The 25,869-nt window shown below is 61.9% G+C and carries 24 protein-coding genes and 2 pseudogenes; 18 read left to right on the plus strand and 8 right to left on the minus strand.

The window, feature by feature from the left end:
• Positions 1-149: 149 nt before the first annotated feature.
• Positions 150-1,154 carry a sensor histidine kinase gene (locus BB934_RS31260; RefSeq protein ID WP_237050401.1) on the plus strand — a complete coding sequence of 335 codons (1,005 nt, stop codon included), beginning with the start codon at positions 150-152 and terminating at the stop codon, positions 1,152-1,154.
• 137 nt (positions 1,155-1,291) lie between these two features.
• Here the strand turns inward: BB934_RS31260 and BB934_RS31265 are convergent, their stop codons facing one another.
• The 3 genes from BB934_RS31265 to BB934_RS50695 all read right to left on the minus strand — a co-directional run bounded on the left by BB934_RS31265 (position 1,292) and on the right by BB934_RS50695 (position 2,383).
• Positions 1,292-1,561, minus strand: coding sequence for a DUF6894 family protein (locus BB934_RS31265; protein WP_157934428.1), 270 nt, complete (start codon positions 1,559-1,561; stop codon positions 1,292-1,294).
• A gap of 84 nt (positions 1,562-1,645) precedes the next feature.
• Entirely contained in the window at positions 1,646-2,038 is a 393-nt protein-coding gene (locus BB934_RS50690) for a Crp/Fnr family transcriptional regulator (protein WP_335645637.1), read from the minus strand.
• Positions 2,039-2,050: 12 nt separating this feature from the next.
• A complete protein-coding gene (locus tag BB934_RS50695) occupies positions 2,051-2,383 on the minus strand; it encodes a cyclic nucleotide-binding domain-containing protein (protein WP_335645638.1) in 333 nt (110 codons plus the stop codon).
• Between the two features lie 177 nt (positions 2,384-2,560).
• On the opposite strand from BB934_RS50695, the gene BB934_RS31275 reads away from it, so the two are divergent.
• Positions 2,561-3,859 carry an ISNCY family transposase gene (locus BB934_RS31275; protein WP_099513774.1) on the plus strand — a complete coding sequence of 433 codons (1,299 nt, stop codon included), beginning with the start codon at positions 2,561-2,563 and terminating at the stop codon, positions 3,857-3,859.
• Positions 3,860-4,249: 390 nt separating this feature from the next.
• On the opposite strand, the gene BB934_RS31280 is transcribed toward BB934_RS31275, so the two are convergent.
• On the minus strand, positions 4,250-5,032 hold the full coding sequence (locus BB934_RS31280) for an outer membrane protein (protein ID WP_099513775.1): 783 nt from the start codon (positions 5,030-5,032) through the stop codon (positions 4,250-4,252).
• Between the two features lie 509 nt (positions 5,033-5,541).
• Between BB934_RS31280 and BB934_RS31285 the strand changes: the two genes are divergently transcribed.
• The 9 genes from BB934_RS31285 (at position 5,542) to BB934_RS31325 (ending at position 12,811) form a co-directional block, all read left to right on the plus strand.
• The gene (locus tag BB934_RS31285; RefSeq protein ID WP_099513776.1) at positions 5,542-6,645 is read left to right on the plus strand and encodes an AraC family transcriptional regulator; all 1,104 of its coding nucleotides are present in this window, start codon (positions 5,542-5,544) and stop codon (positions 6,643-6,645) included.
• A gap of 131 nt (positions 6,646-6,776) precedes the next feature.
• The gene (locus BB934_RS31290) at positions 6,777-7,145 is read left to right on the plus strand and encodes a hypothetical protein (protein ID WP_099513777.1); all 369 of its coding nucleotides are present in this window, start codon (positions 6,777-6,779) and stop codon (positions 7,143-7,145) included.
• 736 nt (positions 7,146-7,881) lie between these two features.
• The gene (locus BB934_RS31295; protein WP_418294769.1) at positions 7,882-8,085 is read left to right on the plus strand and encodes a periplasmic nitrate reductase, NapE protein; all 204 of its coding nucleotides are present in this window, start codon (positions 7,882-7,884) and stop codon (positions 8,083-8,085) included.
• 14 nt (positions 8,086-8,099) lie between these two features.
• Positions 8,100-8,393, plus strand: a complete 294-nt coding sequence (locus BB934_RS31300; protein WP_099513778.1) for a 4Fe-4S binding protein — start codon at positions 8,100-8,102, stop codon at positions 8,391-8,393.
• Positions 8,390-8,647, plus strand: a complete 258-nt coding sequence (locus BB934_RS31305; RefSeq protein ID WP_099513779.1) for a chaperone NapD — start codon at positions 8,390-8,392, stop codon at positions 8,645-8,647. The genes BB934_RS31300 and BB934_RS31305 overlap by 4 nt, the downstream gene beginning before the upstream one ends.
• A gap of 4 nt (positions 8,648-8,651) precedes the next feature.
• Positions 8,652-11,171, plus strand: a complete 2,520-nt coding sequence (gene napA / locus BB934_RS31310; protein WP_099513780.1) for a periplasmic nitrate reductase subunit alpha — start codon at positions 8,652-8,654, stop codon at positions 11,169-11,171.
• Positions 11,168-11,641: a nitrate reductase cytochrome c-type subunit gene (locus tag BB934_RS31315; protein WP_099513781.1), complete on the plus strand. Its 474-nt coding sequence runs from the start codon at positions 11,168-11,170 to the stop codon at positions 11,639-11,641. The genes napA and BB934_RS31315 overlap by 4 nt, the downstream gene beginning before the upstream one ends.
• Complete coding sequence (locus BB934_RS31320) at positions 11,641-12,258, plus strand: NapC/NirT family cytochrome c (protein ID WP_099513782.1); 618 nt, start codon at positions 11,641-11,643, stop codon at positions 12,256-12,258. The genes BB934_RS31315 and BB934_RS31320 overlap by 1 nt, the downstream gene beginning before the upstream one ends.
• Before the next feature lie 4 nt (positions 12,259-12,262).
• Positions 12,263-12,811 carry a DUF4142 domain-containing protein gene (locus BB934_RS31325; protein ID WP_099513783.1) on the plus strand — a complete coding sequence of 183 codons (549 nt, stop codon included), beginning with the start codon at positions 12,263-12,265 and terminating at the stop codon, positions 12,809-12,811.
• Between the two features lie 239 nt (positions 12,812-13,050).
• Here BB934_RS31325 and BB934_RS31330 read toward each other — a convergent pair.
• Positions 13,051-15,125, minus strand: a pseudogene (locus tag BB934_RS31330) (ATP-dependent helicase).
• A gap of 195 nt (positions 15,126-15,320) precedes the next feature.
• Here BB934_RS31330 and BB934_RS31335 point away from each other — a divergent pair.
• Positions 15,321-15,839 carry a hypothetical protein gene (locus BB934_RS31335; RefSeq protein ID WP_099513784.1) on the plus strand — a complete coding sequence of 173 codons (519 nt, stop codon included), beginning with the start codon at positions 15,321-15,323 and terminating at the stop codon, positions 15,837-15,839.
• Positions 15,840-15,857: 18 nt separating this feature from the next.
• Here BB934_RS31335 and BB934_RS31340 read toward each other — a convergent pair.
• A pseudogene (locus BB934_RS31340) lies at positions 15,858-16,609 on the minus strand (DUF72 domain-containing protein).
• A gap of 30 nt (positions 16,610-16,639) precedes the next feature.
• Positions 16,640-16,828, minus strand: coding sequence for a DUF3606 domain-containing protein (locus tag BB934_RS31345; protein WP_099513785.1), 189 nt, complete (start codon positions 16,826-16,828; stop codon positions 16,640-16,642).
• Positions 16,829-17,026: 198 nt separating this feature from the next.
• Here BB934_RS31345 and ku point away from each other — a divergent pair, with 198 nt between their 5' ends.
• From ku to BB934_RS31360, 3 genes are all read left to right on the plus strand, one after another.
• A complete protein-coding gene (gene ku, locus BB934_RS31350) occupies positions 17,027-17,908 on the plus strand; it encodes a non-homologous end joining protein Ku (RefSeq protein ID WP_099513786.1) in 882 nt (293 codons plus the stop codon).
• A gap of 34 nt (positions 17,909-17,942) precedes the next feature.
• On the plus strand, positions 17,943-20,522 hold the full coding sequence (gene ligD, locus BB934_RS31355) for a DNA ligase D (protein WP_099513787.1): 2,580 nt from the start codon (positions 17,943-17,945) through the stop codon (positions 20,520-20,522).
• A gap of 464 nt (positions 20,523-20,986) precedes the next feature.
• The gene (locus tag BB934_RS31360) at positions 20,987-21,460 is read left to right on the plus strand and encodes a sigma factor-like helix-turn-helix DNA-binding protein (protein ID WP_099513788.1); all 474 of its coding nucleotides are present in this window, start codon (positions 20,987-20,989) and stop codon (positions 21,458-21,460) included.
• A 13-nt stretch (positions 21,461-21,473) separates the two neighbouring features.
• Here the strand turns inward: BB934_RS31360 and BB934_RS31365 are convergent, their stop codons facing one another.
• Complete coding sequence (locus BB934_RS31365; protein ID WP_157934429.1) at positions 21,474-22,112, minus strand: restriction endonuclease; 639 nt, start codon at positions 22,110-22,112, stop codon at positions 21,474-21,476.
• A gap of 1,107 nt (positions 22,113-23,219) precedes the next feature.
• Here BB934_RS31365 and repC point away from each other — a divergent pair.
• The 3 genes from repC to BB934_RS31385 all read left to right on the plus strand — a co-directional run bounded on the left by repC (position 23,220) and on the right by BB934_RS31385 (position 25,466).
• Positions 23,220-24,368: a plasmid replication protein RepC gene (gene repC / locus BB934_RS31375; RefSeq protein ID WP_099513791.1), complete on the plus strand. Its 1,149-nt coding sequence runs from the start codon at positions 23,220-23,222 to the stop codon at positions 24,366-24,368.
• Positions 24,369-24,495: 127 nt separating this feature from the next.
• Complete coding sequence (locus BB934_RS31380; RefSeq protein WP_099513792.1) at positions 24,496-24,744, plus strand: hypothetical protein; 249 nt, start codon at positions 24,496-24,498, stop codon at positions 24,742-24,744.
• A 404-nt stretch (positions 24,745-25,148) separates the two neighbouring features.
• On the plus strand, positions 25,149-25,466 hold the full coding sequence (locus tag BB934_RS31385; RefSeq protein WP_099513793.1) for a hypothetical protein: 318 nt from the start codon (positions 25,149-25,151) through the stop codon (positions 25,464-25,466).
• Positions 25,467-25,869: the final 403 nt, after the last annotated feature.

Raw genomic sequence — 25,869 nt, forward strand, 5'->3', positions numbered from 1 at the left:
GGAAGAACCACAGTCGAAGGCACATCGTCGAGCAGCGCCGAACAGGAATATTGCCTTCCGAACCTAGCCTCGTGGTGCGGGCTTCAAGGCCTCAGGGGAAGCATGCTAGTGGTCGTGCTGGCCTTGGCCGAGCAGGAGGACAAAGCACAGTGTCGTCTGAACAATCGACTCCTCCAGTGTGGGAGCCAAAAAACTTACGCCGCGCCATTGACGCGGCCGGGGTCGCCCTGTGGTCGTGGAACGTCGATACCGACAGGCTCACCATGGACCAGCGCGCGTATGACCTGTGGGGTGTGCTCAGAAGCGAAGAAGGTGTGACCTTTGAGGACCTGTCATCGCATATCCATCCAGCCGATCGTGACAGGGTGAGGGCCGCTTTCGCGGCGACGCGCGGGGTTTTGGGCGCGTATGAGATCGACTTTCGGATCATGGTCGGGGACGAAGTCCGGTGGGTCTCCGCTCGGGGTCAAGGAGACGATGTCGGCATGGTCGACCGGATCATGTTCGGCATCTTCATCGACGTGACCGGTCGCAAGCAGGCCGAGGAAGGCCACGAGTTGCTGGCAGGTGAAATGAGCCACCGGGTCAAGAACCTGTTGGCCATTGCAGCGGGCCTCACCGCGATGACCTCCCGCTCGGCGGCGACGACGGCCGACATGGCACGGGACCTCACGCACCGGCTCACGGCTCTGGGGCGCGCCCACGACCTCGTCCGTCCGCTTCCGGGCCAGGAGGGAACGGCGGCGCTTCTCGGCGACCTGTTTGCTGTCCTGCTCGCACCCTACGATGACATGGGAGCCTTCAGCGGACGCATTCGCGTCTCGGTGCCGAGGATGGGTGTCGGAGAGGCAGCGGCGACGACGCTGGCCCTGGTCACCCACGAGTTGGCGACCAACTCACTCAAGTATGGCGCGCTCTCGGTGGCCAGCGGCACGCTCGATATCTCGTGCACAGCCGATAGTAGCGAAGCGGTCGTTGTTTGGACCGAACGGGGCGGCCCGCCCGTTGTGGCTCCCACAGGACCTGGAGGCTTCGGGAGCAAGCTGGTCAACCGGAGCATGTCCGCTCAGCTCGGCGGCGCGATCGACTGCGACTGGTCTGAGGAAGGCGTGGTCATCACGCTGAGGATGAACAAGGATAGCCTCGCGCGGTGAGTTTCCTGCCTCGTCTGGCACGCTTCAACATCCCAAGACAGCGCCACGCGGGAGAGTGAAATCCAATTCTGGCGAACGAGGACCCAGTAATCCCCAGGAAGGACGACAGAACGGTTCCATACTGGGTGTTCTGCGAATTATGCCTGCCCCAGATCCGGAGGCGGAGACGATAGCTCATGCCGCTCGATCTTCATCGAGGCGGTCACGGTGACGACCCGCTGGTCGTGCTCATTCCGCACCTCGATGACGACATCGCTGAGATCACCCCTTGCCAGCCGGTCTGTGCCAATCTCAGCCGCCGAGCGAGCCGTCCCTCGGATCGCAGCGTCCAGGCTGTCGAACTCGGCACCCTCGTCATCACGCAAAAGGTCCGTTCCATGCCGGATATCGAAATAGTAGCGAGCCACATCCATCTCCCAAGGCATGACGCCTTACCAAATTGAGGGGTTCGGATCCGAGACCAAGAGCCTCGCGCTGGCTCTGGGGATCCTCTACCACGAGGGGGCTGGTGGATACGTGCCGGGCAGCAGGCGCTGGTAGACTTGGCGGATCTTGCCGTAGCATTCGCAGGTCGTCTCCTCGAGCCCGGCCCGGTCGAGGATCGTAATGCTGCCGCGGCTCTGCCGGATCAGGCCCGCCGTTTGCAGCGTGCGGGTCACGACGCTGACGGTGGAACGCTGGACCCCGAGCATCTCGGCCAGGAACTCATGCGTGAGCGGCAGGGTATCCCCATCCGCCCGGTCGTGCATGCCCAGGATCCAGCGGCAGCAGCGGGCCTCGACCGGATGCAGGGCATTGCACGAGACGGTCTGGAAGGTCTGGGCCAGAAAGGCCTCGCCATAGAGCAGGATCACCAGCCGAAGGTTGGGACAGGTATCCCGCACCTCGTTCAGGCGCTAGAACGCAATCCGCGAGGCGGTGCCGGCCATCTGCACGACATAACGGCCGAAGGCCTCCCGCGTCACCAGAGCACTGAGCAGGCCCGCGACGCCCTCGCGCCCGAACACCGCGACCTCGTTGATGGCGCCATCCTCCATGACGTTGACAAGCGAGATGATCGCGTTGTGGGGAAAGTAGGCATGGCTGATCAGATCCCCGGCGTCATAAAGGATCTGACCGCGCGTCAGCTCGACGAGTTCGAGATGCGGCGCGAGAGCCGCAAAGTCCTCGGGCTCGAGAACGGCCAGGAGCCGGTTGGTGCAATGACTGGCGTTCAGCCCCTGAGGCATGGCACGGGTTCCGCCTACAGCACCACAACGCGGATGAGGCGGGATCGTCCCAGCGTGGCCGGTTCCATATACGGCCTTCTGCGAAATTCTCTTGTAGACGCAATATAGAGATGACACCCCTCTGCAAAGTTCAAATGGCACTCTCCTGCTTTTCGGGGCTGCAGGAGGACGTGCCGTATGACGGTGGTGTCGATGAGCGCCAAGGAGTTTTCCCGGCTGGATGTGCTGATGGATTTAGAAGCCCGTCGGGTGACCGTTCGGGACGCTTGCGGCCTGCTCCGGCTCAAACGCCGACAGGTCTTCCGGCTGTTGAAGGGCTTCCGGCAGCATGGAGCTGTCTGCCTCGTGTCGAAGCGGCGCGGCCAGCCCGGCAACAACCGGCTTCCCGCGTCAGTCCGCGACTTGGTCATGACGATCATCAAGGAGCGCTATCCAGACTTCGGTCCGACGCTGGCTACTGAGAAGCTGCGGGAGACCCATGGTTGTCCCGTGTCCCGAGAGACGGTCCGCAAATGGATGATCGAAGACGGTCTGTGGCTGGATCGCCGCCGACGCCTTCCTTCGGTTCATCAGCCACGCAATCGCCGGGAGCGCAGGGGCGAACTGATCCAGATCGACGGCTCCAAGCATTGGTGGTTCGAGAACCGTGGCCCACAATGCACGCTTCTGGCTTATATCGATGATGCCACCAGCCAGCTCATGCATGCGGCTTTCGTGCCCTCGGAATCCACCTTCGATTATCTGCGTGAGACCCATCGATACGTCGCAGCCCATGGCCGCCCGATCGCCTTCTATTCCGACAAGCACGCCATCTTCCGGGTCAGCAACACAGCGGCGGACGGCGGCGACGGCATGACCCAGTTCGGACGCGCCCTGCATGAGCTCAACATCGACATCCTCTGCGCCAACACGCCGGCTGCCAAGGGCCGCATCGAGCGCTCGTTCGGCACGCTCCAGGATCGCCTGGTCAAGGAGATGCGGCTTGCCGGCATATCGACGATCGAGGCAGCCAACGCCTTCCTGCCGGGGTTCCTGGCCGATCATAACCGGCGTTTCGCCAAGGAGCCCATCAGCCCCTCGGATGCGCACCGTCCGGTGCCGCAGGACATGGTGCTGGAGGATATCTTCGCCTGGAAAGAGGAGCGCACCGTCACCCGCAATCTGACGCTCCAGTACGACAAGGTGCTGTTCCTGCTCGAGCCCACTGAGCTGACGCGCCCTCTCGCCCGCCAGCGTGTGACGGTGATCGACTATCCGGACGGACGGCTGGCGATCCGGCACAACGGGGTCGACCTGCCATACCGCACCTATGACAAGCTGCGGCGGGTGACGCAGGCGGCGATTGTCGAGAACAAGCGCCTGAGTGAGGTGCTGGCCTATGTGGCGCAGCGTCAGCAGGAGCGGGACGAGCAGCGCTCGGCCAAGGCGCCGCGCCGGCGGGGGCAGGGTGAGCGTCACATGTTCAAGACACCGTAAGGCGCCCCGGCGGAGCAACCCCGACCAGCTCCGCCGGGGCGCCCTCCCCAACCGGTTTTAGACCCAGGGTGTCATGTCAACTTTGCACGCGGAGTGCCATTTCTGGATTGCGCCGAGATCTCTTCATGTACCCGGAACGTCCCCAATTGGCACTCCTAAGACGTAAGCGCTTTGTCTACTTCAGCACTCAAGAGCCGACGTTCGTTGAGCTACCGGAATGGGAAAGTTTGACCCCAAGCAGACCAATGTTGGCGTCGTTGGATCCCTGCCGCCTGCTGACAGCCGTCATGTGTTCTTTGAGGGTCAATCCGTGAAGCTGCTGTTGTCAAACAGGACATAAAAAAAAGGCCCGGAGCGGTCCGGGCCTTTTCCTTGTTGTGTCGTGGGTGCTCAGTAGGTGCCGAACTTGAAGTTCAGCTTGGCGCGCGCGACGAAGAAGTCCTGCTCGTCATTGCTCCGCGGCAGGAACACATTGACCGGCGCTCCGCCAACCGGAGTAAAGGTCCCGGTGGGGCGAGTGCTGTCGTCGTCTTGATCGATGCTGACCCACAGACCCTCGAGGCCGAGGGTGACCGCCGAGGAGCCGAACCAGTTCACCGGCATGGCCCACTCGACACCACCGCCGAGCGCCCAGCCGGTGTTGTCCTCCGTGTAGGCCAGACCACCGGTGGCGTAGACCAGGACGCGGTCGAAGGCGACACCGGCGCGCAGGCGCACCGAGCCCCACCAATCCGCACCGTTCTCGAACTCGCCGGGCACAAAGTCCCCGCCAGCAAAGCCCGGACCGGGGATGAACACCACATTGGAGTTGTTGTCGTTATTGATCCCCTGGATGTCGGCCTCGGCACCGATCACCCACGAGCCGATCTGGTAGTTGTAGCCGATCTGGCCACCGCCGGTGAAGGTGGCGTCGTTGCTGTTGCCGAAGAGGAGCGTGCCGCCCTCCAGGCCGCCCGGAACGCCGGGCCCCGTCAGGATCACCGGGTCGTTGTTGCTGTCGCGCCAGCCCCAGCCGAGGTTGCCGCCGACATAGAAGCCGGTCCAGGTGAAGATCGGAGCCACCGCGATGACCGGCGGAGCCGCACGGACCGGCAGGTCGGCAGCGGAGGCAGCGGACAGTCCAGCGGTAGTGAGCGCCGTTGCGGCCAAGAGGCCAAGAATTCGTGTTCTCATAGGCTTGCATCCCTTGTGCGAGGAGTCGCACAGTCAAGTATGAAGCAGTGGCGCGTTCTGGCTATGGCTTAAAAGCAACACCGGAATGAAATTGCTGTTTTCCGTCAGTATTGCTGCCATGAATACATGCCTATGCCGTAACGTATGCATAGATTGGTTTGACTCCCGCATAGTTTCACGCCCTAATGGTCATGTTTTCGGAGACCCCGAAGGCGAGGAGAACTCACCCTGCCCTCCCAGAGGGCAGGGTTTTTTGTGTCTGATCTGCCGTTCTCAGAGTTTGCCCGGCCGATTTCCAGGGTTTTACCTGATGGTGCAGTTTGGCAGTCCTGTTAGTCTCGCGTTGACACTTAGGGACATGAACCTGCTTCCATTCTGCACCGTTGAAGGCCAGGGTTGGGCTGTTGATGGAGCCGCGAGTGTCCCAGGCACGAAGGTGTGACTGAGGATGTCGGGACATCATCAGGTTGCTTGCGTAAGGGTATCCGATCGACTGGCATGAGGTTCTCATGACGCAAGTTGATGGCACCGAATGTCTGACAGGGGGTGACAGCCGGCCACCAAGCCAGGTGTCCCAGACTGTCCCGGCGGCCATTGGGCGAACGCTGCCGCCCGGCTTCATTCACCTTGGCGTCTCCAAGGAAATCGTCCCGACCCTGCGCGAACTCGGCGTCGAGCCCGATCCGGTGATCCGGGCGGCCGGACTGGATCCGCATCTGTTCGACGATGCGATGAGTATGATCCCGTTCGCCGCCCTGGGCCGGCTGTACACCCTGTGCGTGGCCCGCACGGGCTGCACGCATTTCGGGCTCCTGGTCGGCCGGCGGGCGAGCATCCTGTCGCTGGGCCTGGTCGGGCGCCTGATGCGGCACTCGCACACCGTCGGCGAGGCAGTGCGCGCGCTCGTCTCGAACCTGAGCACTCAGGACCGGGTGGTGGTCCCTGCGCTGACGGGCCGCGACGGCATTGCCCTGCTCACGTTTGCGGCCTACCAGGCGGAGAGCCGGAGCGGGCCGCAAATCCTCGACGCCGCACTGGGCGTGACAGTCAACATCCTGCGGACGTTGTGCGGCTCTGGCTGGAGACCGGATGAGGTTCTGTTGCCCCGGGCCGCCCCAGCAGACCAGACGCTGTACCGGCACCATTTCAGAGCCCCGCTCCGGTTTAACCAGGAGAGCGCCAGCATCATCTTTTCTGCCCGTGATTTGGATCTGCGGATTGCGGGGGCCGATCCGATGATGCGCGCCCTTCTGGAAGAACGGATCCAGCAACTGAAGGGTGCGCAGGGCACCGAATTCTCGGACGACATTCGGCAGTTGCTGCGCACGCGACTGACGAGCAATCACTGCTCGGCCGACGACATCGCCCATTTGCTGACGATACACCGCCGCACCCTGAGCCGCCGCCTGAAGGAGAGTGGCCTGGGTTACAGGGCGATCACGAACGAGATCCGGTTCGAGATCGCGCGGCAGTTGCTGCAGGACACGCAAGTGCCGCTCGCCCAGATTGCGGCCGCTCTCGGGTATTCCGAAGCGAGCGCCTTCACCCGGGCCTTCCGGCGCTGGTCGGGCCAGACGCCGACCGCCTGGCGGACCGAAGGCGATCATGACTGATTGCCCCGGCGGCCTAAGCCGTCGAGGGATCGGCCCCAGTCGCCTGAAGCAGGCAAGCGGCTGCGGGATCGCGGTGGCGACGACCGCGTTGCCGCACTGACAATGTCCGAACGCCAAAGGGAGACCGTGTCATGAACCGCCTGCTGCTCAGCCTTGTCCTTGCCGCGCCATTGATCCCGGTCAGCACCACGGGCATGGCGCAGTCGCAGTTCGATGGGCGCTGGACTGTGACGACCATCCCCGAGAAGGGCGCCTGTCGCAGGAAGCATCATTATGCGATCGTGGTTGAGAAGGGAGTGGCCCGCAATGCATCCGGGCGGACGAGGGCCAATGTCACTGGCGGGCTGGAGCCGGACGGACGCGTTCGGGTCGGCCTCCAACGCCGTGGGGCCCAGGTTGACGTGACAGGGACTCTCGCGGGGCAATCGGGTTCCGGTCACTGGATCGTCGCCGGAAGGATCGACTGTTCGGGACGGTGGACTGCCTCCAAATGGGGCTGATGCCTGATGGTGGAGTCGCCCGCGAACCAGTCCTGCACGAGGTCCGAAATATACTGACACCATTCAGAGGTCGCGCCCGTCCGCCGGGTCTCTCTTATGCTTCATCGCACTTGGATCGCGCCGCAGCGCCGGTGTCCCGGGACCACGACCTGTGCTGGTGGCTCGGATAATAAGGACCGCTAATGGCACGGGGCTGACCTTCGCCGTACTTCCGCGGCGCTGGGATGAGCGGACCTTCAATCATGCCCGCGGTACTACCGAGGTTGACCCGTTGCGGCCATTCCGGATCCCAATCGCAGCATGAGTCCCTTATGGTTGCAGCGTTACACCCGTTGGCTGGGCAATGTCTCGTATGCCGGAATACGGCCGGCCCGTTCCAGCTTTTTGAGCCGTTTGGACGTCACCCGGGCTCGCTCGGCGCTCGAAGGGTTGATGCGTTGCTCCGTCAAACCAGGTAGCGGCCGTCGGGCGGTACCTACCTCGTCCACCGGGCGTTCCTTTCGGCGCTGGTCCCGCGAGATGACCACCGCCTGGCGAACCGAGGCCCACCCCACGGGATGGCGCTGTCCCAAACTGTCAACAGATTGTCCCGGCCGGTCAAGCACGGCGCTCCGGCCGAGCTACGGTGAAATCGGGTAGGACAGGAAGATCGTTCCTTGTCTATAATCGCCCTGGGTTCGGGGACAAGTGCCGGTGCTCTCCGATCACCCGCCGGACCGTCAGCGGAGGCGAAGCGGTGCCAGTCACGCGTGATCTCCCATCGGACAATCCGGCCATGCAATCGGAGCTGCTGAAGGCTGGCCGGAAGCGGCGGGAGACGCTTACCTTCCTGGTCCTCGCAGTCCTGATCTGGCCCTTCATCGCCGTCGGCATCGTCGCAGGCTGGGGGTTCGTCGTCTGGATGTACTACCTGTTCACGGGACCGCCCGGTCCGGTCTGAAGGGGAGGCGCCGGATGACCGAAGCCGTGGATCTCAAGCGCCGCAGCTTCCTGCTCGGGAGGCTTGCCCCGGCAAGCCAGGCCGCCGGACCTCCCATCGCCGTAATCGGTCCGTCCTGTCTCGCCTTTCGGGGCATCGCCTGCATGAGCTGCCGGGATGTCTGTCCGGTGGAGGCCGTGCGGTTCGAGCTCGCCGTTGGTGGTGCCTGCCCCACGATCCTGACCGACGCCTGCACCGGCTGCGGCGCCTGTGCCCGATCCTGCCCTGCCGATGCCATACGGGTTTTCGCGCGGGAGGCCATGGCATGACCGGCGAATGTCACATCTCCAGCCTCGTGGTTCACAGCCGTCCCGACCGCGTGCCCTTCATCGTGGAGTGCATCGGTGCGATCGCGGGAGCCGAAGTCCATGGCGGCGAGGATATCGGCAAACTGATCGTCACCCTCGAAACGGAAACGGAAAGCCAAGTCGTCGAGCGGATCAACGCGATCCAGCTCCTCGACGGCGTGCTCGCCGCGACCCTCGTCTTCCATCATTTCGAGCCTGTCCAAGAGCGGGAGTAGATCCATGGACCTCACGCGCCGCACCGTCCTGAAGGCCCAGGCAGCCGCAGCCGCAGCCGCAGCCGCTGGTATTTCCCTCCCTGCCGTTGCCCAGAACATCCTGACGGGTGAGGACCTTCAACTGCAATGGTCGAAGGCTCCCTGCCGCTTCTGCGGCACCGGCTGCGGTGTGATGGTCGGGGTGAAAGAAGGCAAGGTCGTTGCCACCCACGGCGACATGCAGGCCGAGGTCAATCGCGGCCTCAACTGCGTCAAGGGTTACTTCCTCTCCAAGATCATGTACGGCAGCGATCGGCTCACCCAGCCGCTCCTGCGCATGAGGAACGGGCAGTTCGCGAAGGACGGCGCGTTCGAGCCCGTCTCCTGGGACCAGGCCTTCGACGAGATGGCGCGGCAGTTCAAGCGCGTGCTCAAGGAGAACGGCCCCGAAGCGGTCGGCATGTTCGGCTCGGGCCAGTGGACGATCTGGGAGGGCTATGCCGCCTCCAAGCTGATGCGGGCGGGATTCCGCACCAACAACCTCGATCCGAACGCCCGCCACTGCATGGCGTCCGCCGCCGTCACCTTCATCCGTACCTTCGGCATGGACGAGCCGATGGGTTGCTACGACGATTTCGAGCATGCCGACGCCTTCGTGCTCTGGGGCTCGAACATGGCCGAGATGCACCCGATCCTGTGGACCCGGGTGACCGACCGCCGCCTCAGCCATCCGCATGTGCGGATCGCGACGCTGTCCACCTACGAGCACCGCACGACGGATCTCTCGGACATGGCGGTGATCTTCAAGCCCGGCACGGACCTCGCGATCATGAACTACATCGCGAACCACCTCATCCAGACCGGGGCGGTGAACCGCGAGTTCATGGACCGGCACGTCAACATCCGCATGGCCAACACCGACATCGGTTACGGCCTGCGGCCGGAGCACGTGCTCGAGCAGCGGGCGCAGCACGCCAACGACGCCCAGGTCTCGCATCCATCGGATTTCGAGGCCTACGCGAAGCTCATGAGCGAGTACACGCTGGAGCGCGTGTCCGAGTTGTCCGGTGTCCGGAAGGAGCAACTGGAAGCTTTGGCGAAACTCTACGCCGATCCGAAGGTCAAGGTGATGTCGCTCTGGACCATGGGGTTCAACCAGCACGTTCGCGGCGTCTGGGCCAATCACATGGTCTACAACCTGCACCTGATGACCGGGAAGATCGCGGAGCCCGGCAACTCACCCTTCTCGCTCACCGGCCAGCCCTCGGCCTGCGGCACGGCGCGCGAGGTCGGCACCTTCGCCCACCGTCTTCCGGCCGACATGCAGGTCAACAATCCCGAGCACCGCAAGCACGCGGAGGAGCTCTGGAAGCTGCCGCACGGGCTGCTGCCGGAGAAGGTCGGCTATCACGCCGTGCAGCAGGACCGCATGCTCAAGGACGGCAAGCTCAATGCCTACTGGATCATGTGCAACAACAACCTCCAGACGGCGCCGAACACCAACAACGAGACCTATCCCGGCTACCGCAATCCGGCGAACTTCGTGGTGGTCTCGGATCCCTACCCGACAGTCACCGCCATGGCGGCGGACCTGATCCTGCCGACGGCGATGTGGGTCGAGAAGGAGGGCGCCTACGGCAACGCGGAGCGGCGCACCCATTTCTGGCACCAGCTCGTCAACGCCCCCGGCGAGGCCCGCTCCGACCTCTGGCAGTTGATGGAGTTCTCGAAGCGCTTCACCACCGACGAGGTCTGGCCGGCCGGGGTCCTCGATGCCAACCCCGCCTACAAGGGCAAGACCCTCCATGACGTTCTCTTCGCCAACGGTCAGGTGAACAAGTTCCCGCTGTCGGAGCTCGATCCGGCCTACGAGAATCGCGAGGCCAAGGCTTTCGGCTTCTACGTCCAAAAGGGATTGTTCGAGGAATACGCCAGCTTCGGGCGCGGTCATGGGCACGATCTGGCGCCGTTCGACACCTATCATCAGGTCAGGGGCCAGCGGTGGCCCGTCGTGAACGGCAAGGAGACGCTCTGGCGCTACCGCGAGTGCTACGATCCCTATGTCGAGAAGGGCAGCGGGCTCCAGTTCTACGGCAATCCCGACAAGAAGGCCAACCTCATCGCCGCACCCTACGAGCCGCCCGCCGAGACCCCGGACGACGAGTTCGATCTCTGGCTCGTCACCGGCCGCGTGCTGGAGCACTGGCATTCGGGCTCGATGACGCTGCGCGTGCCCGAACTGTACCGGGCGTTTCCGGGTGCGGTCCTGTTCATGCACCCGGACGACGCCACCAAGCGCCATCTCCGGCGCGGGCAGGAGGTGCGCATCATCTCCCGGCGCGGCGAGATCCGCAGCCGGGTCGAGACGAGGGGACGCAACAAAATGCCGCCCGGGGTGGTCTTCGTGCCGTTCTTCGACGCCAGCCAGCTCGTCAACAAGCTCACGCTCGACGCGACGGATCCGATCTCGAAGCAGACCGACTTCAAGAAATGCGCCGTCAAGGTCGTGCTGGCCGCCAGTGCGGACGCGGGGAGGCAGCCATGAGGCACATCGTCTTCCTGTCGCTTCTCAGCGTGGTGCCATGCCTGGCGGCCGGGGTGATCCTGGCGCAGGATGCGCCGCGCCTGCGCGGGCCGGAGCCGTTCACCGAGGAGGTGCCGGCGCCGCCAATGCAGCGCCAGGTCACCGACGATGTGCGCGTCGGCCGGAACTATCCCGACCAGCCTCCGGTGATCCCGCATTCCATCGAGGGCTACGCGATGGACCTGAACGCGAACAAGTGCATGTCGTGCCATGCGCGCAAGTTCACGGAGCAGAGCCAGGCGCCGATGATCAGCGTGACGCACTACCAGGACCGGGCCGGCAACACCCTCGGCGGCCTGGCCCCGCGGCGCTACGTCTGCGTCTCCTGCCACGTGCCGCAGACGACAGCGAAGCCGCTGGTGGAGAACGTGTTCACCGACATGGACGCCATTACCGAACCTGAGCGGCAGCCCGAGCGGAGGACGCGCTGATGGCGGCCGGTATCTCACGCGCCTGGGGCTGGTTCCGCGGGAATCGCTGGGTCAACACGGCGCTGAGTCCGCCGGTCTACCTCAGCCTCGCCTTTCTCACGCTTGGCGGCTTCGTGGCCGGGGTGGGCTTCTGGGGCGCCTTCAACACCGCCCTCGAGGCGACGAACACGGAGCAGTTCTGCACCAGTTGCCACGAGATGCAGGCCAACGTCTTCGAGGAGCTGAAGGGCACGATCCATTTTACCAACCGCTCCGGCGTGCGGGCTACGTGTCCCGATTGCCACGTCCCGCACGAGTGGACCAACAAGATCGCCCGCAAGATGCAGGCCTCGAAGGAGGTCTGGGGCCACATTTTCGGCTCCATTGCCACGCGGGACAAGTTCCTGGCCATGCGCAAGCACCTGGCGGAGCGCGAGTGGGAGCGGATGAAGGCCAACGACTCGCTGGAATGCCGCAACTGCCACAGCTCGGAGTCGATGGACCTGACGAAGCAGAACCCGCGCGCGGCCTCGGCGCACGAGCGCTTCCTGTTCTCTGGCGAGAGAACCTGCATCGACTGCCACAAGGGCATCGCGCATCGCCTGCCCGACATGTCGGGCGTTCCGGGATGGCAGTAAGCCCATGAAGATCAGCAGCATCGTCATGGCAGCAACCGTTCTCGTGACAGTGCTGCCGGAAGCAATCCCGGTCGTCTGGGCACAAGGGCAGGGTGCATCGGTCCCCGCCACGCAGACGCGTCCCATCGAGCCGCAGGAGTTCGTCCGGCTGGCCTACAGCTCCGCGTCCCTCCAGGCGCAGGCCGCCAGGCTTGCGGCCGGACGCGACACGAGACCGGAGGTCAAGAACTACGCGGCGTCAGCGGCCGATTTCCGCACAAGCCTCCTGCAACGGCTCGAGGCCTTCGCCAGGGAGCGCAGCATCCCACTCCCGGCCATGAAGGAATTCGAGCATCAGGTCATCCTTGAGAACCTGGAGCCGCTCGATGCCCTCGAACTGAGCCGACGCTACGCGGAGATCCAGGTGCAGGCGCTTGATCGGGAAATCGGCATCTACCAAGCGGCAAGCCGGAGTCCGCATCAGGAGATCAAGGAATTCTCCGCTCAGGTGCTTCCCCAGTTGCAGCAGCGGCTCAAGGGTGCGCAGACAATGTACGACGCCATCAAGCCGTGAGCAGACACATCAACGTTCGCTCAGGAGGCGTCTGCTGGACAGTCGTCGCGCAGGCCGACATCCGCTTGTCCACCTCACGCAGGAAGGCCACTGGCTCGCTACAAAGGTCCGGTCCTGGCACAGAGCTGAAGTACGCGGAATGTCAGCTCACGAAGGGAACACCGGACCTTCCCAGAGCGAAACGTGCTTACTGCTTTGACCGGATGCGAAACTTCCTGAGCTTGATGGATCTGCCGCTGCTACCGCCACATACGCCGCATGTTCGCGCCGACGTCGATCCGAACCTTTCTTGTGTCGGCGGCACCAGCGGTCGGCTCCGCCGTAGCGACGGGCCATGATACCCGCTCGAACAGCTTCAGGAGCGCGCTGGGAATGAAGCGGGTACGGGCAGCATAGACGTGGCGATCGCCTGTGGCGGATTGCTGGTGCGTGAAGAACCTCTGCGGCACAACGACATGAAGGTGGTCCTCGGCCCGGGTCATCGCCACATACAGCAGTCGGCGCTCCTCCTCGATCTCCGCCGTCGTGCCGACGCCGAGGTCCGAGGGGATGCAGCCGTCGACGACATTGAGGACAAACACCGACTTCCATTCCTGCCCCTTGGCGGAATGGATCGTCGACAGGATCAGGTAATCCTCGTCGCGCAGGGGCACGCCAGCCTGATCACTCGTGGCATCGGGCGGATCGAGCGTGAGTTCGGTAAGGAAATGCTCGCGGGAGGGATAGCCGGCCGCGATCTGCTCCAGCTGGATCAGGTCGGCCTTGCGGGTCCCGGCATCCTCATGGATGCGCTCGAGATGGGGCTCGTACCACGTCCGCGCCAGCTCGAGCTCCGCCGGCCATCCGGCACGGCCGACCTGAAGCTGCGCGATCGCATCGACAAAAGTGGGCCACTCGTCGCCGGCCCGGGGTGGAGCCGGTGCCTCCATCAGGGCACCGATCGGATCGGCAGCGGCGTGCATGCGATCGAGCACCCGCTGCGCCGAGGTCGGGCCGACGCCGGGCAGGAGCTGCATCAGCCGAAAGCCAGCGACACGGTCGCGCGGGTTCTGGACAAACCGCAGCAGGGCGAGCAGGTCCTTGACATGCGAGGCATCGAGGAACTTGAGGCCGCCGAACTTCACGAAGGGAATGTTGCGCCGAGTCAGCTCCACCTCGAGCGGCCCGGAATGGTGCGAGGCCGGAACAGCACTGCCTGCTGCTTGAGGCTCATGCCGGCCTCGCGGTTCGCCAGCACCTGCTCGACCACGTAGCGGGCCTGGTCGGCCTCATCGCGCACGGCAACGAGCTGCGGCCGCTCGGCCGAGGTGCGGTCGGTCCAGAGGTTCTTGGTGAAGCGCTCGGAGGCGAGCTCGATCACCGCGTTGGCTGCGGCCAGGATCGTCTGGCTCGAGCGGTAGTTGCGATCGAGGGTGACGATCGCGGCCGGTGGGTTGAAGTGGCTCGGGAAGTCCAGGATGTTGCGCACCGTGGCGGCGCGGAAGGAATAGATCGACTGGGCATCGTCCCCGACCACCGTCAGACCCTGGCCGCCTGGCTTGAGAGCGAGCAGGATCGAGGACTGGAGCCGGTTGGTGTCCTGGTACTCGTCGACCAAGACATGGTCGAAGCGCCCGCCGAGTTCGGCCGCGATCGCGGGCTCGGCCGCCATCTGGGCCCAGTAGAGCAGGAGATCGTCGTAATCGAGCACGTTCTGGCGCTGCTTGGCCTCGACATAGGCGGCGAAGAGCTGGCGCAGCTCGGCGGCCCACCCCGCGCACCAGGGATAGGAGGCGCGCAGCACCTCCTCGATGGCCATCTCGGCGTTCACGCAGCGGGAATAGATCGCAAGGCAGGTTGCCTTCGCTGGAAAGCGGCTCTGTGTCGAGGAGAAGCCGAGCTCATGTCGGACGAGGTTCATCAGGTCGGCCGAGTCCTCACGGTCATGGATCGAGAAGGCGGGGTCGAGACCGATCTCCGGCGCATAGTCGCGCAGCAGTCTGGCGCCGATGCCATGGAACGTGCCGGCCCAGGTCAGGGCGTCGGTCATCACACTTGCGCTCTGGCCCATGACCTTGCCGGCGATCCTCTCGACCCGATGCGCCATCTCGGCGGCCGCCCGGCGGGAGAAGGTCAAGAGCAGGATGCGGCGGGGATCGGCGCCATTGACGATAAGGTGGGCCACGCGGTGCGCGAGCGTGTTGGTCTTGCCCGATCCCGCACCTGCGATCACCAAGAGTGGGCGCGTCGAGGTGGGAGCCCTCCCGTCGGTGACGCCGTGTTCTACCGCCCGACGCTGTTCCGGGTTGAGCTTGTCGAGATAACCGACCGAGATGGACACTGACGAATCGTCCCCTGCTTCTTCTCGGACGATTGATCCTTGTTTCTGGTTTTGTTCGCAAGTGACGATTGTTTGCTCGCAATGCACATCCTGCTGGGAGAGGTCTGATCCTTTGGAAGAAGACCGAATTTGGTAACGAACCGCAGACTACCGTGCGGCGCCGTCGTTCCTAGGGCCGGAAACAGAACCATGAAAGGCTTTCTGCTTGCCGCGATCGGGATTGTCTTTGCGCCTGCCGCAGTTCTGGCTGACGGCCTGAGCCTTGCAGGCTCCTTCTGGCAATGCACCCGCTCCACCGACCAGTCTCAGTTCGTGATCGCTTTCTATCCAGGTGGTGGCGTCGGGGGAGGGGAGTTGGAGAACAACGAGGTGAGCCCCTACATCTTCGATGCCTCCCAGACGAAGTCAGGGGAGTGGCCTGGGAAATGGGAACAGACAGGCCAACGTTTCACATGGGTGTTTCCGGATCAGAGCATTCGGATCGAAGGTAGCCTCTCAGGGCTTGGTCAGTCAGCTGCGAGGCTCACCGGCACTGGAACTGCCTCTGGCGATAAATTTGCAGTGACGTGCAGAAGCCTGGTGAAACTGCCCAAGATCGGGGACGGGCTCGTTGTCCCAAGGGATAGCCGCTTCATTGACTTGGATGGGGATGAGGGAGAGCTGAAGGTGCCCGCTGGGGTCTCCCTTCAAGAGCCAGGATCGCGCTGATATCTACTTCGTAGCGAACTAACGTTTTTTGAGCGCGTGGGAGTGGAGAAGCTCCATAGCGCTGAGTGCATCGCCAGTCGCGGCGAAGGCTGCCGTATTGTCAAAGATGCACCAGGCTTCTCTTCCGGCCTGCGCGTGGGCGCCAAGCGTCCCGGCCGTATCAGCGATGACCTCTTGCGAGTATGCCGAGTAATACATTTTGGGCGACCCATGCAGGCGGTAGTAAACGAGGCCGGTCCAGCCGCCCGGAGTACCGGCACTCGGATGAGGCTTGGGATCTGCCGCCACCCGTGCAATCGGTGCTCTACGAGGAAGGCATCGACATCGGCCGTGAACCATGACGCGTGCCGGGGCTCACAGACGACGTCTCCGCCGAAGGAGGCTCGAACCTTCTTAACAAACGGCCTGACGACCGCAGGATCAAATTTCAGGCTTGGGACAAGCTGGATGAGGACCGGTCCGAGCTTGGGACCTAGACCGGCGATTTCTCCAAGAAACCGCTGCAATGGCTCGTCGACATTGCGCAGACGGCTTTCGTGGGTGATCGTCTTCGGCATCTTCACGGCAAAGCGGAAGTGCTCCGGGACATCATCGGCCCAGCGCTGATAGGTCGACAAACGATGCGGGCGGTAAAATGAGGAGTTGATCTCAACGCCGTCAAACCGGCTCGCGTATCGCACGAGATGGCTTCCTTCGCTCGGGAAGGCATCCTGGTATTGCTTTGGGATCGCCCAAGCGGCGGTCAGAACATAGATGCGGCACTCAGTCATATTCGACTTTGAGCAGCAGGCTGCCGGGGGTTAGCCTCGCTTGAGCTTCCCAGCCGCTGCATCGAGCTTTTCACGGCTATTCCCAAGTTCTTTGATTAACGCCTCAGCCTGAGCAACGCTGATCCCATGCTTTTCGGCAAAGTACTCGACCTCGTACGTCTCCCCGCCGGCGACACGGCCCCGATCAGCACCGCCGCGATTGGCTTTATCATCAGACATTCGGCTACTCCGTTTGCCGTTAGCTCAGTTCCAAAATGCGCGGAGGCGTGGAGCGGTTTCATGCGACGTTAACCGCGTTGGAGATGCCTGTGGAGAACTCGGAACGAGTCATCTCAGGGCGACGTTGCTGACTCGTGTGGGTACCGGCCAAGGTTACCGGGCCTGTCACACAGTAGCGTGTCTTTGGGAGTTCTACCCATGGCTGAACGGACGGTCTGGAAAGGCCACATCAAGCTGTCTCTCGTGTCCTGTGCGGTCGGCCTGTATCCCTCCACCTCGTCGGGAGGCAAGATCCGGTTCAACACCCTCAACCGCAAAACCGGCAACCGGGTGAAACGCCAGTTCATCGACAGCGAGACGGAGGAAGTCGTCGAAAGCGAGGAGCAGGTGAAGGGCTATCTCGTCGGCAAGGGCAGTTATATCCAGGTCGAGGACGAAGAACTCGATGCCCTCAAGGTGGAAAGCACTCACACCATCGATATCGAGAGCTTCGTGCCACGCGATGAAGTCGACGAGCGCTTCCTTGATACGGCGTATTATATCGCTCCGACCGACAAAGTGTCGAACGAGGCATTCTGCGTCATTCGCGATGCCATCCGCGACAAAGGTATGGCCGGGATCGCCCGCATTGTGCTGGCGCGGCGCGAGCGCATGATTCTGCTGGAGCCTCTCGATGAAGGGCTTGTCGGGACGACCCTTCATGCAGCGGATGAGGTCCGCGATGAGGACAAGGTTTTCGATGAGATCAGTGAGGTGAAGTACCCCAAGGAGATGAAGGACCTCGCCGGCCACATCATCGAGAGCAAGGCGGCACACTTCGATCCCAAGCAATTTGACGATCGCTATGAAGAGGCTGTCGCCGAGTTGCTGAAGTCGAAGCAGGCGGGCAAGCCTCTGAAAGAGGAGGCGTCCGAGAAGCCGTCGAACGTGGTCAATCTCATGGACGCGCTTAAGCGCAGTGTTTCCGCCGAGAAGGATGGCTCCGCGGGCAAGAAGGCTGCTCCGGCGAAGAAGCCCGCAGCGAAATCGAAATCGGCGAAGAAGCCCGCACCCAAAACGAAGGCGCGCAAGGCTGGCTAAGTCCCCGACAAGTTGTATTGCGTAGGAGTGTGCTATGGTGGCGGGATCATCCAGTCTGAAAGCCAGGAGTGTCCGGTCCCGAGCCAAGCCTTCTACTAAACCAAAGGTCCCGGGTTCTCTTGCCACCTACCAGGCGAAACGGGACTTCTCCATCACGATCGAACCCAAGGCGAAGAGGGGCAAGTCTCAGGGTGACCGCTTCGTGGTTCAGAAGCATGATGCTCGCCGCCTGCACTATGACCTGCGGCTTGAGCTCGATGGCGTTCTCAAGAGTTGGGCAGTAACAAGAGGCCCGAGCCTGGTTCCAGGTGAGAAGCGCCTTTCGGTCCACACCGAGGACCACCCGCTGAAATACATCGACTTCGAAGGCGTCATTCCGGCTGGCCAATATGGCGGTGGGACCATGCTCGTCTGGGATCAGGGCTACTGGATCCCCGAAGGCGATCCCCGGGAAGACTATGCCCGTGGTCGACTGACCTTCATCCTCGAGGGCGAGCGTCTCAGAGGCAGGTGGCACCTCGTGCGGACGCGTGGCAAGCCGGGACAAAAGAACGAGCAATGGCTGTTGCTTAAGTCCGACGATGAGGCTGCCCGGACCACTGACGATCCAGGCATTCTGGAGGAGAAGACAACATCACTGAAGTCAGGTCGCACGATCGAGGAGCTTGCTGGGGAGGGCGAGATCCGCATCGACCACGCAGCGCGTGAGAAGGTGGCAAAATCACGCGTTGGTAAAGCGCGACGGCTAACCAAGATCGGCGGAGCGAAGAAGGGCATTCTTCCAGCTTTTGTCGAGCCGGCCCTGGCAAAACTGGTTGAGAGCGCGCCAAGCGGCACCAACTGGCTGCACGAGATCAAGCTCGATGGCTACCGCATGCAGGCGCGCATCGATGGCGGCGAGGTGCAACTGTTGACGCGGAAGGGTCTGGACTGGACCGCGAAGTTCAAGCCAGTTGCGAATGCCCTGAAGGAGCTGAAGCTTCCGTCGGCTTTGCTCGACGGCGAGATCGTTGTCGAGGATGAGGCCGGTGTCTCAAGCTTCTCGGCACTACAGCGGGAGTTGAAGGGCAAAGGCGAGCGCTTCGTCTACTATGTCTTCGACCTGCTCTATCTCGACGGCGAGGATATCAGGAAGGCCAACCTTTCAGACCGCAAGGCAGCATTACGGCTTCTGTTCGACGACTTGCCTCAGGGTGGTGTTGTTCGCTTCAGCGACCATATCGAGGAGGATGGCGCGACGCTCGTCAGGCATGCCTGCCGCATGGGTCTGGAGGGGATCATCTCCAAGCGCGCCGATCGGCCCTACAGGTCGGGCCGCGGCGAGGATTGGGTCAAGTCGAAGTGCACTCAGCGCCAGGAACTGGTGATCGCCGGTTACTTGCCCTCGACCGCGAGCAGGAAGGCGGTAGGCTCACTGGTGATGGGTGTCTATGAGGCTGGCAAGCTCGTCCCAGTCGGTCGCGTCGGCACCGGCTTCACCGCGGCGGTCGCCGGCTCTCTGTACAAAGCTCTCTCCTCAATGGAGATCAAGGCGTCGCCCTTTGCCAGCAGGCTCCCTGCCGCTGCCAGTCGTGGAGTGAAGTGGGTCAGGCCGGAGCTGGTCGCGGAGGCGGAATTCCGCGGGTGGACGCATGACGGCATGGTCCGACTGGGCTCGTTCCAAGGCCTGCGCGAGGACAAGGCCCCCCGGGGGGTCGTGCGGGAGACGGCCGGGGAAGCTCCTCCCGCCGCAAACCCCGGGGCCACAATCCTTGAGCAAGCCCATCTCACCCACCCCGACCGGATCCTGTGGGAAGACGAGGGCATCACCAAGCTCGGGCTCGCTCAGTTCTATACGGAGATTGCCGATTGGATCCTGCCTCAGATCGTGAACCGGCCTTTGTCGCTCCTGCGTTGCCCAGGCGGCTCGCAGAAGGAGTGCTTTTTCCAGAAACACGCTTGGGCGGGCCTCGATGAGGATCTGATCCAGCGGATCCGCGTGGGCGATGACGAGGCAGTGGCGATTCGAGACCTCGGTGGTCTTCTCGCCCTCGTGCAAGCCGGCGTTCTCGAGATCCATCCATGGGGCTCCACGCTGAAGAATCCGGAGAAGCCCGATCGCCTCGTCTTTGACCTCGATCCTGGAGAGGGCGTCAGCTGGGACGCTGTGGTTCAGGGTGCGACCGATGTGCGCGACTATCTCGAGGGCCTCAATCTTGTGAGTTTCGTCAAGACATCCGGCGGCAAGGGCCTGCATGTTGTCGTTCCACTCCGCCCGAAGGCGTCATGGGACGAGGCCAAGGCCTTCGCGGCAGGTGTCGCGTCGGCCATGACCAAGGCGAGCTCCGCCCTCTACACGAACACAATGGCGAAACGCGCGAGGACGGGCCGGATCTTCATCGACTACCTTCGCAACGGGCGGGGTGCGACGGCTGTGGCGGCCTATTCGACGCGAGCTCGGGCTGGGGCTTCGGTGTCAACGCCACTCGCCTGGAAGGAACTGCCGACGATCCGCAGTGGCAACCAGTATCGGATCAGCAATCTGGCGGCGCGGCTATCACATCTTCAAGACGACCCTTGGTCCGATTTCGGAAACGTCGACCAAGTGATTCCGAAAGGGACGAGACCGCGGTAATCTTGATCCTCCACTGATCTCAAGGTTTATATGAACGGCACTGCGAAAGAGACCTGATGTGGCAGGTATAACTGGCTCTGGAGAGGACGTGTCATTCTACCCCAAGTTGGGGAGACTTTGGGTAGATACCGCAAATCCGGGTGTAGTACCACTCACAGGTTGAAGGCGGGGAACTGAAGTTTGGGAACAAAGCCGGCGAGTACATCAACGAGGCCGGACTTTGGCACCGGCTTTGATCTGAGATTGACTACCCACAGTTCTTTTTAGACCAAATCAACAACCAATTTTAATAGCCGAGCTTGAAGAACGGCAATCATGGACTCTATTCTGTTCCAGTCGACTTAATTCGGCGACCTATCCGGACAGCGTGCAGAGCATGCAGAGCGTCTTACTGCCCTTCCTCCTTCAATAGTTAGCCTGAGCCGATGTAAGTGCATCGGGGCAGGAGTTCAGGAGTCCTTCTTTTGGCGACGCTGAAGCAATTCGAAGAAGCGCTGCGCACCCAAGGCATGAACATGGCCCTGGCCATCCTGGAGAAGATGCGCAAGGAGGAGAAGAAGACGCGTTCAATTGCCCCGGCCCGTCGGGTGTCCGGGCGCAAGATGACGCCGGAACTCGCCCGCAAAGTCCTCGAGCTTCACAACACCACTGACATGACCCAGCAGGAGATTGCTTTCCAGCTTGGGGTTAACCAGGGGCGCGTGAACGAAGTCATTCGCCGAGGGAAATGGTTGACCGAAAACCCGAATTCCGAAGAAGCGCAAGCACGAGACAAGGCGAAAGCCCGAATGAAGCGAATGAAGTCTGAGGATACGCCTATCCCTCGCAAGCAGCCGGTTGCAAAAGGTGTTGAGGAGAGGCCCAAAACGCCGAAGACGAAGCCGGCCAATTCGGCACAGTTGTCGATCGACGACTTCCTCAATGTTTCGAGCGATTGAATGGAATCGTATGTCAGTGGGGCTTGGCCCCGCTGCTTACGATCAGGTCAAGCCGCGGCAGATCTGTGTGGTGCATCAACAGCACGCCGTTCTTATGCGCGAGTTGGTGAGCTGATTTGGTGAAGACCGAATTGGTCACCACCACCGCGTAAGGCGCATCCTGAAAGGCAGCGGCCGCATAGGCCTCCTGCACCGCCTTGTTGCCGACGGTGCCGTTGTAGAATTTGCACTGGATCACAACGCGTCTGTCGTCCTTCTCTGCGATGATGTCAGCGCCCTGGTCGCCTGATCCGGGAGTAAGCGCAGCATGCCATCCTGCCTCCTGTAGGACATTCCGGCAGTAGAGTTCAAATTCCCTGCCAGTCATTGCATCATCGAGTTCGACCGCTGGCTCAGCCGGCTGATATCGGTCAATGATCCGGTTGATCCGTATCCTGAGGCGGCTCAGGTGCCTCTTGGGGTCCTTGGCGAACAGATGGTCGATCTTTCTGCGCTGAAACTCCGGCAGGAGCGTCTTTTTGATGAAGGTGGAGAGGTGCTTGTCCCAGGCGTCTTCTGACACGTTCCCATATTCGTCTGGCGACAGCATATGGGCACGTTTCGTGGCCAGCGTCCGGACATGCTTCAGGGCCGCCCGCTCGGTCAGATCCACGATCAACAGATGGGAATGGACCTTCGTCAGGCGCAAGAAGATCAGAATTCCCAACATTGACCACCCAGCAACGGGCTGGAGATACAATCCGATGAGGAACGCTGCGATCAGTGCGAGGCTGAAGCCCTTATGTCTCCAGAGGTACCGAAACATGCCCTTTTCCCGCGGCGAGCGGCAATCGTTGATATGACTGATCGTCCTCTCGATAGCTGAGTGGAGTTACCATAGGCTTCGCAAAGAAATAACCAGGCGGGAACTCACAGGAATATTTCGGCCGCTACTGTTTTGTGATCCGGGTCCAGTCGAGAAGTTGACCGGCGAACTCCTGGAGTTCTTTTGCAGTCCTGGTCTCGTCTCACTGGTTGACTCGGCAGCACACTTTTCGTGACCCTCAAGGCGAGCACCACAAATATTAATGGTAAGATCGCTGCTGATGCGTAGTCTTTGAAGCCTAAACACTGAGAATCGTAGAGAAGAACGTCGGAGGGTGCATCGACGCGTCGGCTCGATAACTCAGGGCGTGGAATCAAGGACATAACGCCAAGCCGCTTGGAACCAGCCCTTTACTTGCGAATTGATTCGGCTTTTTGCGCTAAATGATTCTGCCTAAACGAGTTTTCCAACGGAGAATCCATCTATTGTGAATGGATTCTTGACGTCCGACTCCACAGCCACCTCAGAATCGGGCAAGGCTCGTAACGTTACGAGCTAAATGGGTGTGAGATGCCGGACCCCTTGACCCGCCAACGCGTCCAACGTCTCCGTCAAGCCCGCAAGGAACGGGGCTTTCGGGAGACGAACGTATGGCTGACTAAGGAGGTCGATCAACAAATAGATGATGCTGTTGCAAGAGGGCGCTTTCCCTCTCGCCGCGTCGCGATCACCCATGCCCTCGCAACATTCTTCGAACAGGAGAAGAGCACAGTGACTTAACCTAGGCAAAGCAAAAGGCCCACGAAGCTGGAAACTTCGAGGGCCTTTGGAGACCCACCGCGGGGTGGGCATAGAGAATGTTTCGCACCGTTCTTATGCCATCCCGACAAGCTGCGTGTCAAGAGCATCGGTTTCGGTGAACGCTCCCGCTTTGCCCTCAACACGGAGGGTACGATGCAGCTTGCATCGTCAGGAGGCCGGCGGCTGAGACATGCCGCTCTGGCCGCGAGGAAGCTTGCGCTCGAAGCCGGGCGCACGGTGACGCGAAAAGAACTATCTGCGGCAGCCCGGGATGCCGGCAAGGCCCTCGACCTGAGGCCGGCCCAGCGCGCGGTGCTGTCCGAACTCGTCGCCTGCTGGGGTGAGCAGGAATGGGAGCGGCTGCTGGTGTGGCCGTCGAACGACTATCTCATGAGCCGCACGGGCCTGACCGAGCGGGCGATCCGGCGCATCCTGCGCCAGCTCGTCGATCTGCAGCTGCTCGCGCCCAAGGACTCGCCCAACGGCAAGCGCTACGCCGTCAAGGACCTGGCCGGGCAGGTGGTCGACGCCTTCGGCTTCGACCTGACCCCGGTTTATGCCCGGCGCGGCGACTGGGCGGTGATGCTCCTGGAGCAGAAGCAGCTGCGCGAGGTCCGCAAGCGGGCGTTTGACGAGGTCACCATCTGCCGGCGGGCGACGGAAGAGGCCCTGAATGCGCTGGCGGAGCATTTCCCGGCCATCGACCGCAGTGAGCTCGAGGACCGGCTAAAGACCCTTCAGGCCCGGACGCCGACCCGCTCGCAGATCACCTTGCCGGCTGATCTTTTGGACGCCTGGCAGCTGTTGAGAACTGCTACGGAAGAGACCTTTTATGAAGCGGGCAATGCCGGACTCGGAGTCCGCCACTTAGAAACAAACAACGATCCTCCTAGTGAGACTTGTAACAAGAGCTTTCCAAAGAAAGCTGAGGCGGTTCGTCAAACCGAACAACCACCGGAGCACCTATCACCGGAATTGATCCTTGAGGCCTGCCCCACCCTCAGCGATTACCCCGAACCGATTGAGGATGTGTCCGATATTGTGGCGGCTGGGCGCTATCTGCGAGGCTCGCTGGGGGCGAACGAGAGTGCCTGGAACGAGGCGGTGGCCGAGATCGGCCTGGTGCGGGCCGCGGTGACGGTGATCTACGTGCTGCAGCTCTACGACGACGATGTCTCGAGCGGCGAGGGCCGGATCAAGAACCCGGGCGGTTATTTCCGCGCTATGGCGCGCCTGGTCAAAGCCGGCCGGATCGACCTTAGTGTCGAACTCCTCGCCATGCGGAGGCGTCGAATGTCATGAGGGGAGAGGGATCATGCGCGCTCCGACAACTGGCTTGTCAGCGTGTTGAGTTTCTGGTGGGCAGGATTGGATGTTCAGTTCGCTCATCACAGCGTAGGCCTGCGACGGAGAACGAAGAGGCAAAAGCATGGTGTTGATTTCAACCGTCGTGGGCGGGCTCATCCTCTACGTGATCTTCGAACGGTACCTGAAGAAGGCACTGCTTCGGACCCAAGTCCAGCACAAATCCATTGAGACGGGCACCCTGATCACCGCCATTGTTGCAATTGTCCTGGCGGCCGGGAGCTTGGCCTACACACTGACGTCGATCGGTGCTCTTGAGGAGCGCGTCATGCGGCTCGAAAAGGCCGCGCGGAACCTCCCTCAGGGGAGATAGAAACGGCCTGGATGAGCGATTAAGGCCTGTAGGTTGCTACGCTGACATTTCGATGGCTGGATGCATCACTATTGTGAATCATTGCGACCGAACAGATTCAGGATCTTGATGAATGTGGCCGCATTGGCCAGCCTAGTCAAAAGCGGGTCGAGCTTTATGAAATCTAGTTAAAGGCAATGGAGGCGCTTGAGAGATGACTCCAGCGAAAGCGGCGACGAGGCTATCTGCTCAGGGGCGGGTACGACAAAGGAGTCCAGGAAACTTGGATTGGTCGCAGCGCAGGATCCTGAACAACTCGTCAGTGACTGTGGGAATGCTGCCCTCGATCTATGCTACAGTGTGATCAGAGCTTCAACAAGGCACGCGGTTGATCGGATCAAACGGGCGCTGAGAGGATGACCTGAATGGACGAGAGTTTCTCGCCGACCATTTTCCTTTATGGCATGGCTCTCGTGTTCGCTGTGGGAAAGGCGTTCACGCTGACGATCTGGCGAACCCTTCCTAAACCCAGACCAGGGCTAAAGCACGAGATGCTGCAGGCATGGAAGAAGCGCAGGTTCCAGAAACAAGCCGCTAAGAACGCAGTCGAGCATCCTCGAAGCGAGTGGACGGCGGACAATCCCTTGTCGAGCACGAACGAGGCGACGGGTGAGCCGCACGCTGCAGCACCACCTCCAGAAAAGGAGGCCATGCTACAACCGAGGCCCAACGCACATTTCTGAAAAGTAGCTTTGCAGGTTCCAGGCAATTCAAACTCACTGGGTTGATCGGTACTTGCAGCTTCGGCCAGGTTCTCAAGCAGGTTGTTTGGCAGCCGACGCTACCGTTCGATCGCCACTTCCGCTGGCTTGGTGAGACAACGTCTCGTACTTGGCGGTGCGGTCAGGGTCATCAGTAGTGGCGTGACACTAAGTGAGAAACGTCGCCGGAGTTCCAGGCCGACGTGCCTTTCAGAGCATACCCATTCGAATCAGGATGCGGCGCGTTCCTACACGTGGGCCTGTAGCTCAATCGTTAGAGCCGGCCGCTCAAGCCATCCTGTCTCAAGTCGATGGCAGCCGTTGAAGCATCACAGAATAGACCTCGATTGCATACCTTTCGATCTGCCCAAACTTCGTCCGACGA

The organism is Microvirga ossetica, assembly GCF_002741015.1.
GTDB lineage: Bacteria > Pseudomonadota > Alphaproteobacteria > Rhizobiales > Beijerinckiaceae > Microvirga > Microvirga ossetica.